At 73.7% G+C, this 15352-nt stretch carries 18 protein-coding genes and 1 tRNA gene; 5 read left to right on the top strand and 14 right to left on the bottom strand.

Annotation, left to right across the window (positions count from 1 at the left end; genetic code table 11):
• Positions 1 to 743: 743 nt before the first annotated feature.
• From H0S66_RS13190 to H0S66_RS13180, 3 genes are all read left to right on the top strand, one after another.
• Complete coding sequence (locus tag H0S66_RS13190; RefSeq protein WP_218876322.1) at positions 744 to 1103, top strand: hypothetical protein; 360 nt, start codon at positions 744 to 746, stop codon at positions 1101 to 1103.
• A gap of 72 nt (positions 1104 to 1175) precedes the next feature.
• On the top strand, positions 1176 to 2639 hold the full coding sequence (locus tag H0S66_RS13185) for an MFS transporter (RefSeq protein WP_179615788.1): 1464 nt from the start codon (positions 1176 to 1178) through the stop codon (positions 2637 to 2639).
• Positions 2640 to 2767: 128 nt separating this feature from the next.
• Complete coding sequence (locus tag H0S66_RS13180; RefSeq protein WP_179615787.1) at positions 2768 to 3955, top strand: hypothetical protein; 1188 nt, start codon at positions 2768 to 2770, stop codon at positions 3953 to 3955.
• A gap of 34 nt (positions 3956 to 3989) precedes the next feature.
• On the opposite strand, the gene H0S66_RS13175 is transcribed toward H0S66_RS13180, so the two are convergent.
• From H0S66_RS13175 to H0S66_RS13140, 8 genes are all read right to left on the bottom strand, one after another.
• A complete protein-coding gene (locus H0S66_RS13175; RefSeq protein WP_179615786.1) occupies positions 3990 to 6431 on the bottom strand; it encodes a penicillin acylase family protein in 2442 nt (813 codons plus the stop codon).
• Between the two features lie 44 nt (positions 6432 to 6475).
• Positions 6476 to 6715 carry a hypothetical protein gene (locus H0S66_RS13170; protein WP_179615785.1) on the bottom strand — a complete coding sequence of 80 codons (240 nt, stop codon included), beginning with the start codon at positions 6713 to 6715 and terminating at the stop codon, positions 6476 to 6478.
• A gap of 64 nt (positions 6716 to 6779) precedes the next feature.
• On the bottom strand, positions 6780 to 7103 hold the full coding sequence (locus H0S66_RS13165; RefSeq protein ID WP_179615784.1) for a GroES family chaperonin: 324 nt from the start codon (positions 7101 to 7103) through the stop codon (positions 6780 to 6782).
• 41 nt (positions 7104 to 7144) lie between these two features.
• Positions 7145 to 7393: a DUF3618 domain-containing protein gene (locus tag H0S66_RS13160; protein WP_179615783.1), complete on the bottom strand. Its 249-nt coding sequence runs from the start codon at positions 7391 to 7393 to the stop codon at positions 7145 to 7147.
• On the bottom strand, positions 7390 to 8217 hold the full coding sequence (locus H0S66_RS13155; RefSeq protein WP_179615782.1) for an energy-coupling factor ABC transporter ATP-binding protein: 828 nt from the start codon (positions 8215 to 8217) through the stop codon (positions 7390 to 7392). The genes H0S66_RS13160 and H0S66_RS13155 overlap by 4 nt, the downstream gene beginning before the upstream one ends.
• Positions 8214 to 8897, bottom strand: coding sequence for a cobalt ECF transporter T component CbiQ (cbiQ, locus tag H0S66_RS13150; protein WP_179615781.1), 684 nt, complete (start codon positions 8895 to 8897; stop codon positions 8214 to 8216). The genes H0S66_RS13155 and cbiQ overlap by 4 nt, the downstream gene beginning before the upstream one ends.
• A gap of 1 nt (position 8898) precedes the next feature.
• On the bottom strand, positions 8899 to 9270 hold the full coding sequence (locus H0S66_RS13145) for a PDGLE domain-containing protein (protein WP_258016904.1): 372 nt from the start codon (positions 9268 to 9270) through the stop codon (positions 8899 to 8901).
• A complete protein-coding gene (locus H0S66_RS13140; RefSeq protein WP_179615780.1) occupies positions 9267 to 9965 on the bottom strand; it encodes an energy-coupling factor ABC transporter permease in 699 nt (232 codons plus the stop codon). The genes H0S66_RS13145 and H0S66_RS13140 overlap by 4 nt, the downstream gene beginning before the upstream one ends.
• Positions 9966 to 10105: 140 nt before the next feature.
• Here H0S66_RS13140 and bcp point away from each other — a divergent pair, with 140 nt between their 5' ends.
• On the top strand, positions 10106 to 10585 hold the full coding sequence (gene bcp, locus H0S66_RS13135) for a thioredoxin-dependent thiol peroxidase (protein ID WP_179615779.1): 480 nt from the start codon (positions 10106 to 10108) through the stop codon (positions 10583 to 10585).
• Here the strand turns inward: bcp and H0S66_RS13130 are convergent.
• The 3 genes from H0S66_RS13130 to H0S66_RS13120 all read right to left on the bottom strand — a co-directional run bounded on the left by H0S66_RS13130 (position 10582) and on the right by H0S66_RS13120 (position 13139).
• Positions 10582 to 11595 carry an IS481 family transposase gene (locus tag H0S66_RS13130; RefSeq protein WP_179532176.1) on the bottom strand — a complete coding sequence of 338 codons (1014 nt, stop codon included), beginning with the start codon at positions 11593 to 11595 and terminating at the stop codon, positions 10582 to 10584. The genes bcp and H0S66_RS13130 overlap by 4 nt on opposite strands.
• A gap of 108 nt (positions 11596 to 11703) precedes the next feature.
• The gene (locus tag H0S66_RS13125) at positions 11704 to 12264 is read right to left on the bottom strand and encodes a GNAT family N-acetyltransferase (protein WP_179615778.1); all 561 of its coding nucleotides are present in this window, start codon (positions 12262 to 12264) and stop codon (positions 11704 to 11706) included.
• Positions 12261 to 13139, bottom strand: coding sequence for a hypothetical protein (locus H0S66_RS13120; RefSeq protein WP_179615777.1), 879 nt, complete (start codon positions 13137 to 13139; stop codon positions 12261 to 12263). The genes H0S66_RS13125 and H0S66_RS13120 overlap by 4 nt, the downstream gene beginning before the upstream one ends.
• Positions 13140 to 13161: 22 nt before the next feature.
• Here H0S66_RS13120 and H0S66_RS13115 point away from each other — a divergent pair.
• A tRNA-Leu gene (locus H0S66_RS13115) sits at positions 13162 to 13243 on the top strand.
• A 145-nt stretch (positions 13244 to 13388) separates the two neighbouring features.
• Here the strand turns inward: H0S66_RS13115 and H0S66_RS13110 are convergent.
• The 3 genes from H0S66_RS13110 to rph form a co-directional block, all read right to left on the bottom strand.
• Positions 13389 to 13916: a 1-acyl-sn-glycerol-3-phosphate acyltransferase gene (locus H0S66_RS13110; RefSeq protein ID WP_258016903.1), complete on the bottom strand. Its 528-nt coding sequence runs from the start codon at positions 13914 to 13916 to the stop codon at positions 13389 to 13391.
• Between the two features lie 81 nt (positions 13917 to 13997).
• Entirely contained in the window at positions 13998 to 14627 is a 630-nt protein-coding gene (gene rdgB, locus H0S66_RS13105) for an RdgB/HAM1 family non-canonical purine NTP pyrophosphatase (RefSeq protein WP_179615775.1), read from the bottom strand.
• The gene (gene rph / locus H0S66_RS13100) at positions 14624 to 15346 is read right to left on the bottom strand and encodes a ribonuclease PH (protein WP_179615774.1); all 723 of its coding nucleotides are present in this window, start codon (positions 15344 to 15346) and stop codon (positions 14624 to 14626) included. Before rph ends, rdgB begins: the two co-directional genes overlap by 4 nt.
• Positions 15347 to 15352 lie beyond the last annotated feature (6 nt).

The following is a 15352-nucleotide window of genomic DNA, read 5'->3' as shown; positions in this document are numbered from 1 at the left end:
GACCTGCCCGCCCGGGTTGTGCGGGGGATGTCGTCCTTCGAGCTCGACCCCGCCACCGTCAAGGTCGACTGGGCGCTGTCGGGGCCGATCCCCTGGGCCCAGGCACCCGCCGTGGCGCCGGGCTCCTTCCACGTCGGCGACTCGCTGGCCGAGCTGCAGGGCTCGCTCGCCGAGGTCGCCGCCGGCGGGGTGCCGCAGCGGCCCTTCCTGCTCGCGGGGCAGATGACCACCACCGACCCCACCCGCAGCCCCGCCGGCACCGAGTCGCTGTGGGCCTACACGCACGTGCCGCAGTCGGTCGGCGCCGCGTGGGGGCGCGACGAGGTGGAGCGCTTCGGCGACCGCGTCGAGTCGCGCCTCGAGGAGCTCGCCCCCGGCTTCGGGTCGCGGGTGCTGGCCCGGCGGGTCCTGGGCCCGCGCGACCTGCAGGAGCGCAACGCCAGCCTCATCGGTGGTGCCGTCAACGGCGGCACCTCCCAGCTGCACCAGATGCTGGTGCTGCGCCCGGTGCCCGGCCTGGGGCGCCCCGAGACCGGCATCGGTGGCCTCTACCTGGGCTCGAGCTCGGCGCACCCCAGCGGCGGGGTCCACGGCGCGCCCGGCGCCAACGCCGCCCGGGCCGCGCTGCTGCACCACCGGCTGCACGCCCCCGTGCGCGCCGGGGCCGGCGTACGAGCACTGCTGGGGCGGGCCGCACCCGACGGGTGAGCGCCCGACCGGCCGGGCGACCTACCGTCGAGGCCATGCCCACCATGAAGCTGTCCCGCACCCTGTCCGCCGCCACCGCGTCGTACGGCGCCTTCGCGCTCGCCCGGCCCTCCCACCTCCCCGACGCCCTCGGCTCGCAGGCCGCCGACCGCGACGGCCTCGAGCTGCTGGCGCAGTCCTACGGCGTGCGTGACCTCGCCATCAGCGCGGCCGGTGTCTTCGGCTCGCCGTCGGTCGTCAAGGCCGCCATGGCCGTGCGGATCGCCATGGACCTCGGCGACTGCGCCCTGCTGTCGGCGCGCACCGAGGGCGACGTGCGCCGCAAGGTGATGGCGGTCACGCTCGGCTGGGGCGCGCTGAACGCGGTCGCGCTGCTGGTCGACCGCAAGGGCTGAGCAGGCGCCGGACCCGGCTACACTCCCTGCGTGCTTGGTTGTCAGGCACAACCATCTTCGAGGAGGACCCGGGTGCCGTCGCTCTCGACCCTGCGCCGGCGCGGCGACGAGCGCACGACCTTCGCGGTCCTGGCGGTCGCGGTCGCCTCGTTCGTGATGCTGCAGTCGCTCGTCGTGCCGGTGCTGGCCCAGCTCCAGGTCGAGTACGAGACCGACCAGGCCACCGTCACGTGGGTGCTGACCGCCTACCTGCTCTCGGCCTCCATCGCCACGCCGCTGGTCGGGCGCCTCGGCGACGCCGTCGGCAAGCGACGGGTCCTGGTGGTCGCCCTGGTGCTCCTGACGGTCGGCTCCGCCCTCGCCGCGCTCGCCCCCACCATCGGCTGGCTGATCGCGGCCCGGGCGGTGCAGGGCGTCGGTGGCGGGGTGATGCCGCTGGCCTTCGGGATCATCCGCGACGAGTTCTCCCCCACCCGCGTCAACGGCGCGCTGAGCGTGATGGCCTCGCTGACCGCGGTGGGCTTCGGTGTCGGCATCGTCACCGCCGGACCCGTCGTCGACGCGCTCGGCTTCACCTGGCTCTTCTGGCTGCCGATGATCGCGACCGCGCTGGCCGCGGTCGGGGCGGTGGCGCTGGTGCCCGAGTCGCCCGTGCGCACCCCCGGCCGGCTGCCGGTGCTGCCGGCGGTGCTGCTCGCGGGCTGGCTGGTCTGCCTGCTGCTGGGCGTCAGCCAGGGCAACGTGTGGGGCTGGGGCTCCGCCCGGGTGCTGGGCCTGCTGGTGGCCGCGGTCGTCCTGGTGCTCGCCTGGGTGCGGGTGGAGACGCGGGTGCCGGTGCCGCTGATCGACATGACGATGATGCGCCAGCGCGGCGTGTGGACGGCCAACGCGGTGGCGGCCTTCGTCGGCTTCGGGATGTTCGCCTCCTTCGGCTTCCTGCCCCAGTTCCTCCAGAGCCCCGTCGAGACCGGCTACGGCTTCGGCGCCTCGATCAGCGAGTCGGCCACGCTGCTGCTGCCCTCGGCGGTCGCCAGCTTCCTGGTGGGCTTCGTCACCGCCCGGCTCGTGCGCCGCTTCGGCGCGCGCGGCGTCATCGTCGCCGGCACCCTCGGCAACGCGGTCGCCTTCGCCTCCTTCGGGCTCTTCCACGACCACACCTGGCAGCTCTACCTGGCCACCACCCTCCAGGGCCTGAGCTCGGGCTTCGTCTTCTCCTCCCTCGCCGGCGTCGTGATCGGCGCGGTCCCCGCCCACCAGACCGGCGTGGCCAGCGGCATGAACGCCAACATCCGCACCATCGGCGGCGCCGTGGGCTCGGCGGTGATGGCCGGCATCCTCACCGCCGACGTGCTGGCCTCGGGCTACCCGACCGAGCACGCCTACGTCGTGGGCTTCCTGGTGCTCGCCGCCGCGATGGTGCTCGCCGCCGTGGCCGGGGCCCGCATCCCCGACTCCCACGAGCAGCGCACCGCGGGGGCCCTCGCCGACGCCGACAACGCCGAGCTCGGCAACGTCGCGGCCGCGCCCTCGCGCTGAACCCCGCACCCTTCTGCAAGGAATCCTCAAGGTCCGCGGCCGGGTCCACAAGGTCTGCGCAAGCAGGCCGCCCGGGGCCGTCGGGGCTGCCAGGCTCGCCTCATCACCTGCTGATCGAGGAGACCGCCGTGCACCAGAACCCCACCACCACCCGCCCGCGAGGCACCACCGCGCTCGCCGCGGGCCTGAGCGCGCTGCTGACGCTCGGCACCGTCACGGCGCTCACCGCCGGCACGGCGATCGCGCAGGGCCAGCCGGACCGCGACCAGGTCTGCGCCCCCCTCAGCTCGACGAAGATCGACACCACCGGCGACCCGATGACGGTGGTCCTCACCGCCCCCGCGGGCATGCTCATCACCGACTACTGCGTGAAGGGCGGCAGCATCAACCAGGGGGACGGACCCCAGTACGTCACCCTCGACACCCCGCTGCCCTCCATCGCCATCACCTACTACTCCACCGCCGCCGCGAAGTACCGCGCGGTGTCGCACTACTCCTTCTCCACGACCCCGGTCACCGCGCCCGAGCCGGACCCGGAGCCCGCTCCCGACCCGGAGCCCGCCCCCGATCCGCAGCCAGTCCCCGACCCGCAGCCTGAGCCGGAGCCGGAGCCCGACCCGGAGCCCCAGCCGGAGCCCCAGCCGGAGCCCCCGACGATCCCGCCGAACCCGCCGACCAACCCGGGCGGCCCGTTCGACTGGAACTGGAAGTACGCCGACCCGACCTGCGCCGGGCTCGTGGTGGCCTACCCGAGCGACCTGCCGCAGGGCCAGTCCAACGACGTCAACATCCGGCTGCGGACGCCCAGCGGGCAGATCACGCTGAACTACCACAACAACGAGGGCACCTGGTCGGGCACGCGCGCCTTCCCCTACTCCCAGCACCGCGGCTGGCCCGCCGGGACCACCGACTACACGGTCGAGTGGATCCAGGTCGCCGGCACCAACTACCACTGGGAGGAGGGCCTGCGCTGCCTGCTCGAGGCCGACGGTGACGACACCACGCTCGACGTGCCGCGCGCCGTGACCGCCATCGCGGACTTCGAGGACGCGAAGGTCAAGCTGCGCCGCGGCCAGCGGGCCCCCACCGACCTGGTCAGCATCGACCAGCCGGGCCTGGAGTCCGTCGAGCTGCAGCGCCTGCAGAAGGGCGACTGGACGACCAAGGACAGCCTCCCCGCCGACTCCGGCCGGGTCCTCGTCTCCTACCCCAAGGAGCGCAGGAAGGGCACCTCGCGCTACCGCCTGGTGGTGCCGGGCTCCGAGTCGGTGACCGGCGCGGTCAGCAGCGTGCTCAAGGTGAAGGTCCGCCGCTGACGGCGGACCCCCACCTCGACCCGGACCGGGTCCGTCAGCGGGCGACCACCTGCCGACGGATCCGGTCCTTGCGGATCTGGGCGTCGGTCCACGCGAAGCGCACCCACTTCTCCTGCGAGAACAGACGCGTCTGGTCGCGCGAGAACGGCGAGCGCGGGTCCTCGGACTGCCCGTAGGTCAGGATCGTGCGCGCATCGACGCCGCGGCGCCCGCGGTAGCTGATCGCCTGGATGTGCGAGGAGCCGTAGGTGATCGGCCGGTAGCGGTCGGCGTGGTCGCGCACGTCGCGCGAGGCCAGGGCGTTGGCGTTGCCGAGTGCGTCGCCCGTGCCGCCGCCCAGGCCGTAGGGCCGGGCCCCACGGTCGCCGGCGACCTGCAGCGAGCCCCACCGGGCGTCGAAGGCCAGGCCCTGGTCGCGCACGGCGTCGATCGCGGCTTGCATGGCCTCGACCACCTGCGGGTTGTCGGTGTTGAGGTCGCGCGGCGTGGTCAGCGGCTCCTCGGGGTCGAACGGCGTGCGCCACACCGTCTCGACGAGATCGAGCGGCACCGTCGGCAGCCGGGTCACGAACTCCTCCACGAGGTGGACCCCGCGCGAGCCCTTGTCGGAACGTCCGTCCCAGGCGGCCAGCGCGGCGCACGCCTCGGTCTCGCCGGTCTGCTCGCAGACCGCGTCGAGGGCGCCATCGGCGCGCATCACCTCACCGATCATGACCCGGTTCTCGTACTGGTGGCCGCGGAAGCTGCGCGGGGTCTCCTTGCGGCCCTTCGCGAGCCGGTCGGCGACGTACGCCGCGACGACCCGGGTGCGCATCGTCCGCTCGCAGCGCTCGCAGCCGATGATGGCGGCGTACCCCTCGAGGCGCACCACGTCGTTGGGCAGCCAGTAGGAGTCGTTGGCGTTCATCACCCAGTCGCGGCGCACCACCGACGGCAGGTTCTCGGGGCCGAAGATGCCGGGGCGCTGGGCGTCGTCGTCGCTGCCCCAGGCGCACGAGGAGGAGGCACGGGTGCCGTCGAGGCCGGGCAGCCCGGCGACCTGCTCGAGCAGCCGGCCCACCGGCGTCATGCACTGCTGGGCGAGCGCGTCGGGCACGTTGGGCACCACCGAGTGGTCGGCGTAGAGCACCCGACCGTCGCGGTCGGCGGCCGTGGTGTTGACCCACGGCATCCCGCCGCCGGCGTCCTGGCGGCGCAGCAGGTCGCGCACGCCGGTGGCCTTGCCCATGTCGAAGAAGGTGTCGATGGTGCGCAGGTGCTCGGCGTTCGCGTCGCGCAGCGCCCACACCGAGGCCGGCCCCCAGGGCATCAGGGTGTCGGGCGAGTCGACGACGTAGCCCTCCGCGGTGCGGTAGAGGTCCTCGGTCACGGTGCTGACGCGCCCGTCGTCGCCGAGCACCTCGATCTCCACCTCGCGGTGCTCGATCTCGGCGGGCCCGGCGTCGGTGAGGTACGTCGTGGGGCCGAGCGTGACGTACTCGTAGGGCGTGAAGCGGTAGGCGGTCGAGACGGTGTGGCTCCAGGCGACGTGGTCGTTGAAGCCGATGTTGACCGCAGGCGAGCCCACCAGCGAGGCGCCGGCGACGTCGTAGCGCCCCGGGATCGTCAGGTGCTGCTGGGTGAAGTGGTAGCGCCCGCGCCAGGGGAAGTGGGGGTTGCCGAGCAGCATGCCCCGACCGGTCGAGGTGGCCGCCGAGCCGGCGGCGGTGGCGTTGGAGCCGAACGGCGCCTCGGGGTCGCGACCCAGCGCGGTCAGCAGCGCGTCACGGTCGACCTGGGAGGCCTTGACCGGCAGCGTGGGCAGGCCTGGGTCGCCCGGGCTCGGCGGCGCGGCGTCGGCGATCTGCGGCACGAAGACGCCGGTGGAGGCGAGCAGGTTGGCCAGGTAGACGCCGTACCAGAGGTCGGTGGCGGTCACGTCGGGGCGCAGGTAGCCGGCACCGCGGCAGGCCTCGTCGCGCACGTCGTTCTCACGCACCCAGTCGTTGACACCGGCGACGTAGCCCTTGACCAGCTGGCGCGACTCGCGGCCCGGGCCGCGCGCCTCGTCGGCGAGCAGGGTCTCGACGACCTTGCGGTCGCGCAGGTCGGTGACCAGCGTGTCGACCTGCAGGTTGGTCGCGTCGAGGGTCACCTGGTCGTTGTAGCGGCCCTCGGCACCGAACCAGCGCGAGCGCTGGCCGCGGCCGGTGACCAGGGTGTCGAAGAGGGTGCAGGCGGTCATCTCGGTGGCGGCGTAGCCGCTGCCGTAGCCGAGCGAGGTGACGTTGCGGGCCTCGATGTGCGGGATGCCGTGCTCGGTCCAGGTGATCTCGGCGCGCAGGCCGGCCGGGCCGCGCGCCGACGCGCCGGTCGGGGTCGACGGCTCCTCGGCGGCGTGGGTGAGCGGGACGGTCGCGAGGAGCGTGGCCAGGGGCGCCAGCACGGCGACGGTGAGCGGGGCGAGCAGCCGGGAGCGCCGGCGGACGGGGGGCATGACTGCCCTAACGCCGCGCAGTGACGTGCGTTACGCACACCTCCCTAGCGAGGGTCGATGTCCTGGTGCAGCCGCAGCTCGGCGTGCAGCGCGTAGGGCACCGGCAGGCGACGCTGCTCGAGCTCGTGCACCAGCGCCTCGAGGGAGCGGCGCAGCTCGAGGTGGGCACGGCTCAGGTCGTCACGACGACCGGGGTCCTGGCGACGCAGCGCCACCTCGTCGCGGGCCAGCCGCACCCGCTCGCGCAGCATGGTCAGCGGCAGGTCGTTGCCCGTCTCGCGCACGTGTCCCCCTGTCGCCCCTGTGGTCCTCGTGCCAGCCTACGCGGCGCACCCCGGCGGGGTCGGGTCAGAGGTAGAGCCCGGTCGACTGGTCGCCGACGCGCTCGGCCGCCACGGCGTGCACGTCACGCTCGCGCATCACCACGTAGGTCTCGCCGTGCACCTCGACCTCGGCCTTGTCCTCGGGGCCGAAGAGCACCCGGTCACCGGTCTCGACCGCGCGGGCCTGGGGGCCGACCGCGACCACGCGGGCCCAGGCCAGGCGCTGGGCGCCCATCGCGGCGGTCGCGGGGATCACGATGCCGCCCGAGGAGCGGCGCTCGCCCGCCTCGGCGTCGAGCTCGACCAGCACCCGGTCGTGCAGCATCTTGATCGGGATCTTCTCGCTCATGGGCTGCCGCTGCTGTGGGGAGGTCGGGTCGGTCGGGGCGGTCAGGACGTGATCTTGCGGACCGCGACGAACGCGACGACCACGCCGACGACGGCGCCGACGGTCTTGAGGATGTTGTCGGTGCGCGGCTCGCCGGTCTGCGGGTCGACGTAGTGGGCCTTGATGGTCCAGATCTCGCGGCCGACGATCGTCTTGGGGCTCGCCCGGTGCAGCAGCTGGTCGATGGTGCCCGCCAGTCGCTCGCGGGTCTCCTCGATCTCACGCTCGAGGGCGCTGGGGTCCGTGGTCACGTCGTCACGCTATCAACCCCGGGCCCCACCCCGTGACCACCCCGGGGGCCGGGCCCGCCGGCACCCGGCGGGGGGCCGACGGTGCGGGGGTCGAAGCCGAAGGGCAGCTCGAGCCGGTTGGCGCGCATCAGCGCGTCGTCGGTGAGCACGTCGTAGGTGGGGCCGTCGGCGACGACCTGGCCGTCGTGCAGCACCACCGAGCGCGGGCACAGCTCGAGGGCGTAGGGCAGGTCGTGGGTCACCATCAGCACGGTGACGTCGAGCGAGCGCAGCACGTCGGCCAGCTCGCGCCGCGAGGCCGGGTCGAGGTTGGAGGACGGCTCGTCGAGCACCAGCACCTCGGGCTCCATCGCCAGCACGGTCGCGACCGCCACCCGGCGGCGCTGGCCGAAGGAGAGGTGGTGCGGGGGCCGGTCGGCGTACGCCGCCATCCCGACCTGCTCGAGCGCGGCCATCACCCGCGCCTCCAGCGCCGCGCCGCGCAGACCCAGGTTGTGGGGGCCGAACGCCACGTCGGCGCGCACGCTGCCCATGAAGAGCTGGTCGTCGGGGTCCTGGAAGACGATGCCCACGCGCCGGCGGACCTCCTGCAGGTGCTCCTTGCCCACGGCCAGCCCGCTGACCGCCACCGAGCCGGCGCCGGCGGTGTGGATGCCGTTGAGGTGCAGCACCAGCGTGGTCTTGCCGGCCCCGTTGGGGCCCAGCAGCGCGACCCGCTCGCCGCGCCGGACCTGGAGGTCGACGCCGTAGAGCGCCTGGTGGCCGTCGGGGTAGGCGTAGGCCAGCCCGCGCACGTCGAGGACCGGCGGCTCCCCGGCGCTCATCGGTGGACCCCCTGCTCGGGCATGGTGCCGGTGTAGCCCCGCGAGAGCATCGCCAGGTGCACGCGCTCGCCGCGCTCGTAGGAGCGGATGAACAGGGCGCCGGTGGAACGCGCGATGACCGGCCACTGCCGCGGGTCGCGGGCGGTGAAGCCGCGCGACTCGCGCGCCACCCGCATCCGCCGCATCTCGCCGGTGACCACGTCGAGGTAGCGCACCATGAACGCCATGATCTGCACCAGCAGGCTCGGCACCCGCAGCCGCTGCAGGCCCACCAGCAGCGCCTGCGGCTCGGTGGTCGCCGCCAGGGTCAGCGACGCCAGCACGCCCAGGGTGGCGGTGGCCAGGATGCCGAAGGCGGCCAGCAGCCCCGGCCTGCTCAGCGAGACGCCCAGCACCTCGACCTGCTCGCCGTACGCGACGAAGGGCAGCACCAGCGCGAAGACCACGAACGGCACCTCGACGACCATCCGCTTGAGCAGGTACGTCGGGGGCACCTGGGAGACCGCGACCACCCCGACCAGCACCAGCAGGTAGGCGCCGAAGGCGGCGAACCAGTCGTCGGGGGTGGCCACGACGACCAGCATGAAGCCCAGCAGGGCCAGCAGCTTGAGGTGCGCCGGGGCCCGGTGCAGCGGCGAGTGGGCGTGGTAGTGCAGGCGGTGCCCGTGCCCGGCGCCCACCTCAGACCTGCGTCTGGTCGCGCGGCGCCCCGGCGTCGGTGCCGGCGTCGTTGCTGGCGTCGCTGTGGCGGCGTACGCCGTAGGCCAGGGCGGTGCCGAGCACCAGCACCACGAGCACGCCCGCGATGCCGGCCACTCCCCCGCTGAGCCGGTCGCCGTCGAGGAAGCCGGCGTCGTAGCCGGCGAACGGGCCCTCGGCCGCGCCGTGCTCGGTCTCGGTCTCGGCGAAGCCCTGCTCCTGCGAGACCTTGGTCAGCCCGTCGGGGGTGGAGGCGGCGTAGAAGCTCACGACGCCGGCCAGCAGCAGCGAGACCAGCAGCGCCCCGACCACGACCGCGCGGGTGCTCACGCCCTGGGCGGTGCGGGCGCTCACGCGGACGCTCCCGCGGTCTCGGTGCGGATCTCGAGCGTGCGCGCCACCAGGACCGGCCGCGCGCCGCGCACCAGGTCGGGACGCACCGCGATGATGCCGGCGACGGCCAGGAAGGTGATCAGGCCCTCCCCGACGCCGATCAGCGAGTGCACCCCCACCATCGCGGTGGTCAGCGTGTCCAGCGGCACCGGGGCGGCGCCGCCGACCGCGTAGAGGGCCACGAAGAGCAGCGAGGCGACCGGCACCGAGACGAAGGCACCGATGCCGGCGAGCACCGGCACCAGCGCGACCCGCTTGGGCAGCAGGGCCTGCAGGAGCCGGAAGACGCCGTAGCCGACCGCGACGGTGGTCACCCCCATGACCGTGATGTTGGTGCCCATGGCGGTGATGCCGCCGTCGGCGAACATCAGGGTCTGCACGACGAAGACGACGCTGGTGGCCAGGACGGCGGTCCACGGCCCGACCAGGACCGCGGCCACGGCCCCGCCCATCAGGTGGCCGCTGGTGCCGGCACCGACCGGGAAGTTGAGCATCTGCGCGGCGAAGACGAAGGCGGCCACCAGGCCGGCCATCGGGGCGGTGCGGTCGTCGAGCTCACGGCGGGCCCCGCGCAGGGACACCCCGATGGCGGCGACGGCCACGACGCCCGTCGCGATCGAGGTGGGGGCGTCGAAGAACCCGTCGGGCACGTGCATGGCCGCTCCTGCTCAGGTCGGTGGGTGGGACTAGGTTGGACGCCGGTCGGGCATCGTCGCCCACCCTACGTTGTTGCAAAGAGTTCGCAACAAGCCCCGTACCGGATTTGTGCCCGGCTCGAACGCACCAGGAGGACCCCTTGACCACGACGCCCGCCCCGCGCCTGGCCCCCGGCGACCCCGCCCCCGACTTCACCCTGCTCGACGACACGGGCACCGAGGTCACGCTCTCCTCGCTGCGCGGCCGCAAGGTGATCGTCTACTTCTACCCCGCGGCGATGACCGCGGGCTGCACCAAGCAGGCCTGCGACTTCACCGCCACCCAGGACGCCTTCCGCGAGGAGGGCTACGAGGTGCTCGGCATCTCCCCCGACAAGCCCGAGAAGCTCGCCCGCTTCCGCGACAAGGAGGCGCTGGGCATCCGGCTGCTCTCCGACCCCGACAAGTCCGTGATGACCGCGTGGGGCGCCTTCGGCGAGAAGAAGCTGTACGGCAAGGTCGTCCAGGGCGTCATCCGCTCCACCTTCGTCGTCGACGAGCAGGGCGCCGTCGAGGTCGCCCAGTACAACGTCAAGGCCACCGGCCACGTCGCCAAGCTGCGCCGCGACCTCTCCCTCTAGCTGTTCTGCCCGGGGAGGTTGGGCACGCGGTCGATGGGTGACTTGCCTTTGAGGCTGGTGTGGCCGCGGTGGTGATTGTAGTGATGGAGCCACTCCGGGTAGGCGGACGCGCGGTCGGCTTCTGAGGTGTAGGCGCAGGCGTAGGCCCATTCCTCGAGCAGGGTGCGGTTGAAGCGTTCGACCTTGCCGTTGGTCTGGGGCCGGTAGGGGCGGGTGCGGCGGTGTTTGACGTCCTGGCCCAGGGTCGCGGCCCAGAGCCGTGATCGGTAGCAGGAGCCGTTGTCGGTCAAGACGGCGCTGACCGCGATGCCGTGCTCGGCGAAGTAGGCGCGGGCGCGTTGCCAGAACCCTGCGGCGGTCTCCTTGCGTTCGTCGGTGAGGATCTCGGAGTAGGCCAGCCGGGAGTGGTCGTCTACGGCGTGGTGGAGGTAGACGTAGCCGCGCGAGGGTGTGGCACCGGAGCGGGCGGCCCGGTCGCGTGTGGCGCCGGCGCTGCGGTCTTGGGCTGATCCGCGGCCGTGGACGCGCCAGCCGCCGCCGTCGGGGATCTTGCCGAGCTTCTTGATGTCGACGTGGACCAGATCGCCCGGTGCGGCGTGCTCGTAGCGTCGCTTGTCCCGCGAGGAGGTCTTGATCCGGGTGCCGGTGGCGGGGTCGGTCCACTTCAGCCGTGGGCAGCCGTAGCGGCGCAGGACCTGGTGGACGGTCGAGGGGTTCTGCCCGAGGTGGTAGGCGATCCGGGCCGGTCCCCAGCGCCGGGTGACTCGCAGGCTCACGATCCGACGCTCGGTTCGTCGGGGCAGCTGGTTTGGGCAGCGGTGCGGTCGTGAGGACCGGTCGACCATGCCGGCCCTGCCGGATTCGCGGTAACGCAGGGCCCAGCGGCGGGCGGTGGTGATGCTGACGGAGAACCGTTCGGCGGCACGGGCGTAGGTCCAGTCGTGGTCGACGACGAGCTGGGCCAGACGCAGTCGCCCGGCTGGGGTGAGGGTGGCGTTAGCGTGGGTCATGAAGACCTCCGTGGTGGATGTGGTTGCTGTGGTAGCTCCACACCTCACCCGGAGGTCTTCGTCATGGTCCAGCCGACCCGCCGTACCTAACGTCCGTGGTCAGAACATCTAGCGGTCGGTGACCAGCCGGGCGTGCAGGTGCTCGTCGTGGTGGCGCCCGTCGGGGTAGCGGAACGACTGGCGCAGCGTGCCCTCGAGCAGGAAGCCCGCCCGCCGGGCCACCGCGCACGAGGCCGGGTTCTCCACCGCGTGGAACAGGTAGACGCGGTGCAGGCCCAGCCGCTCGAAGCCGTACGCCGCCGCTGCCGCGGCGGCCGCCGCCCCGAGCCGGCGTCCGCGCGCCCAGGGTGCGACCCAGTAGCCGACCTCGGCGTCGCCCTGGTCGCGGTCGATCTTGTGCAGCGAGACCGAGCCCAGCAGCCGCCCCGACCCGGCCGGCCCGGCGGCGGTCTCGGTGACCGCCCACGAGGCGTGCGTGCCGGCGCTCCAGTCGTTGCGCTCGCGCATGAACGCCAGCGCCCCCTCGGCGGGGCCGGGGTTCCAGGTCGCGACCGCGGGGTCGGTGAACGCCTCGGCCAGGTCCGCCTCGTCGCTCCACTCGAAGGCCCGCAGCACCACGCCCGGCCCCGACCACGGCTCGGGGGCGCGGGCCGCCCCGGTCGCGCTCACAGCCCGCAGCTCTCGCGCACGAACGCGACCGCGGTCGCCGAGACGCGCTCGCTCATGCGCACCAGCAGCTGGCCCGGCTGACCGTCGAGGCGCAGCCCGACGCGGAACGCGGTCGACCCGCCGCCCTCCATGAAGACGTGGTCGTCGCACCGAGCCGCCTGCGCCTCCAGCGGCAGGCGCACCACGGCCCCGTCGCTGCGCACCAGCACCCCCGGGGACCAGTGCGGGGCGCGCGCGGCGCCCAGGAGCGGCGTACCGCTGACGGTGTCGATGACGAGCCGGTGGCCGGGCTCGCCCGTGGGCCGGGCCTCGAGGACCATCGTGGCGGTGCTGCCGCGCCGGCCGTCGTGGCGCACCGGCAGCCAGCGCAGGTCGACGGCCTCGGCCACGGCACGCTCGAGGCAGCGGGCCGCGAGGTGGCGTCCGAGCACGTCGGTCTCGTCGGCCACCGGCGCCCGCCACTCCCCCTGGGCGGCGCGCACCTGCACCTGCTGGACCCCGCGGTCCTGCGCCCGCGGGCCGCAGGCTGGCCGCGGCGGCAGTGGCAGCACGAACCCGAACCGGGCCCCCTCAGGCACCTCGCGCAGGCGCTCCCCCGCGATCGGGCGGCCCAGCCGGTCGTCGACGTAGCGCACCGAGGTCGGCAGCAGCGGCGCCCCGGTGCCGTTCTCCACCCACACCTGCATCTGCCCGCGCGCCACGTCGAGCGACGACTGGCGCAGCTCGGCCGCCAGGCCGGTCGACGGGCCGGTCGAGGGGCTGCTCGAGGGGCTGGACGACGGGCTGGGCGCGGCGTCGGGCCCGGGGTCGCTGCAGCCGCCCCCGAGCAGCACCGGCGCGAGCAGCAGCAGGCCCGCCAGACGCGTGCACCTCATCGCTCCTAGACTCCCACCTGCAGCCGGAGTGGTGGAACAGGCAGACACGCAGGTTTTAGGTACCTGTGCCCCAGGGCGTGCGGGTTCAAGTCCCGCCTCCGGCACCGACGGCCGAGCGGTCACTTCTGAACCATCGACCGGTCAGTTCCGCACCCTCGGCCGGTCGATCCCGGCCAGCGAGGGGTCGGGCCGACCATGCGGCCGGGGCGGAAGTGACTGCTCGGTGGTTCAGAAGTGACCGCTCGGCCGTCAGGCGGGGCCCTCCTCCTTGAGGCGGGGCTCGGTGGCCTGGTCGGGCTTGAGGCCGGTCTTGTCGGCGAAGAACGCGCGGATCCGATCCATGTCGGCGGACACGTCGCCGCTGAGCGGGAACGTCGGGCCCCAGCCCACGCGGCGGGTGGGCTTGTCGACGAAGGCCAGCGTGATCGGCAGGCCGGTCTGCTGGGAGATCCGGTAGAAGCCCGACTTCCAGTACTCGCCCTTGCTGCGGGTGCCCTCGGCGGCGATGCCGAGCAGGAAGGTCTCGTCGGTCTCGGCGTCGGCGATCAGCTCACGGATCGTCGCACCCGGGTTCGACCGGTCGAGCGGCACCGCGCCGGTCGCGCGCAGCACCCAGCCGATCGGGCCCTTGAAGAACTCCTTCTTCACCAGCAGCCGGATCGTCACCCGGCTGTCCCAGGCCAGCAGCAGCGTCAGCACCCAGTCCCAGTTCGAGGTGTGCGGGGCGCCGACGAGGACGCCCTTGCGCGGCACCTCCCCCACGGTGCGCCAGCCCACCAGGCGCAGCAGCAGACGGGAGCGGACGACGCAGGAGGAAGGGACGGGTCACGGGGGCAGCCTCTCAGACCGGGACGCGGCTCAGGCGAGACGACGCGCGACGAGCGGGGCGATCTCGCGCAGCGCGCGACCCCGGTGGGAGACCCGGTCCTTCTCGGCCGGGTCGAGCTCGGCGCTGGTGCGCTCGGGCTCGCTGTGCTCGTCGGCCACGAACAGCGCGTCGTAGCCGAAGCCGCCCTCGCCGCGCAGCTCGTCGATGACGGTGCCGTCCATCCGGCCCTCCACCACGAGCTGGCCGGCCTCCCCCGGCCCGTCGACGTACGCCACGGCGCAGGCGAAGTGGGCGCCGCGGCGCACCTCCGGCACGTCGGCGAGCTGGGCGAGCAGCAGCGCGTTGTTGGCCGCGTCGTCCTTGCCCGGCCCGGCCCAGCGCGCCGAGAGCACGCCCGGCATGCCGTTGAGGGCGTCGACGCACAGCCCCGAGTCGTCGGCCAGCGTCGGCAGACCGGTGGCCTCGTGGCCGGCCCGGGCCTTGAGCAGCGCGTTGCCGACGAAGGTGGGCTGGTCCTCGACCGGCTCGTCGTACGCCGCCACGTCGTCGAGGCCGACGACCTCGAGGTCGGGCGCGTGCTCGCGCAGGATGCGCTGCATCTCGGCGATCTTCTTGGCGTTGCGCGAGGCGAGGTGGACCCGCTGCCGGCCGGCGCTCATCGAGCCAGCGCCTCCTGCTGCAGGCGGGTCAGGTCGACGCAGCCCTGGGCCGCCAGGTCGAGCAGGGCGTCGAGCTCGGCGCGGTCGAAGGCCGCCCCCTCGGCGGTGCCCTGCACCTCGACGAACGAGCCGGCGCCGGTCATCACGACGTTCATGTCGGTCTCGGCGCGCACGTCCTCGACGTAGGGCAGGTCCAGGCGCGGGGTGCCGTCGATGATGCCGACCGAGACGGCGGCGACCGACCCGGTCAGCGGCTCGCCCTTGAGCGCGCCGGTCGAGCGCAGGTGGGACACGGCGTCGGCCAGGGCGACGTAGGCGCCGGTGATCGCGGCGGTGCGGGTGCCGCCGTCGGCCTGCAGCACGTCGCAGTCGAGCTGGATGGTGTTCTCGCCGAGCGCCTCGTAGTCGACGACCGCGCGCAGCGAGCGCCCGATGAGCCGGCTGATCTCGTGGGTGCGTCCGCCGATGCGGCCCTTGACCGACTCGCGGTCGGAGCGGGTGTTGGTCGAGGCCGGGAGCATGGCGTACTCCGCGGTCACCCACCCCAGGCCCGAGCCCTTGCGCCAGCGCGGCACGCCCTCGGAGGCCGAGGCGGCGCACAGCACCTTGGTGCGGCCGAACTCGACCAGCACCGACCCGGCGGCGTGGTCGAGCCAGTGGCGGGTGATCGTGATCGGGCGGAGCTCGTCGTCGGCGCGGCCGTCCTCGCGTGCAGTCATGGCCGC

This window comes from Nocardioides marinisabuli (assembly GCF_013466785.1).
Taxonomy (GTDB): domain Bacteria; phylum Actinomycetota; class Actinomycetes; order Propionibacteriales; family Nocardioidaceae; genus Nocardioides; species Nocardioides marinisabuli.
Note: the sequence above shows the minus strand (reverse complement) of the source record. Positions and strands in the feature narration are given on the sequence as shown.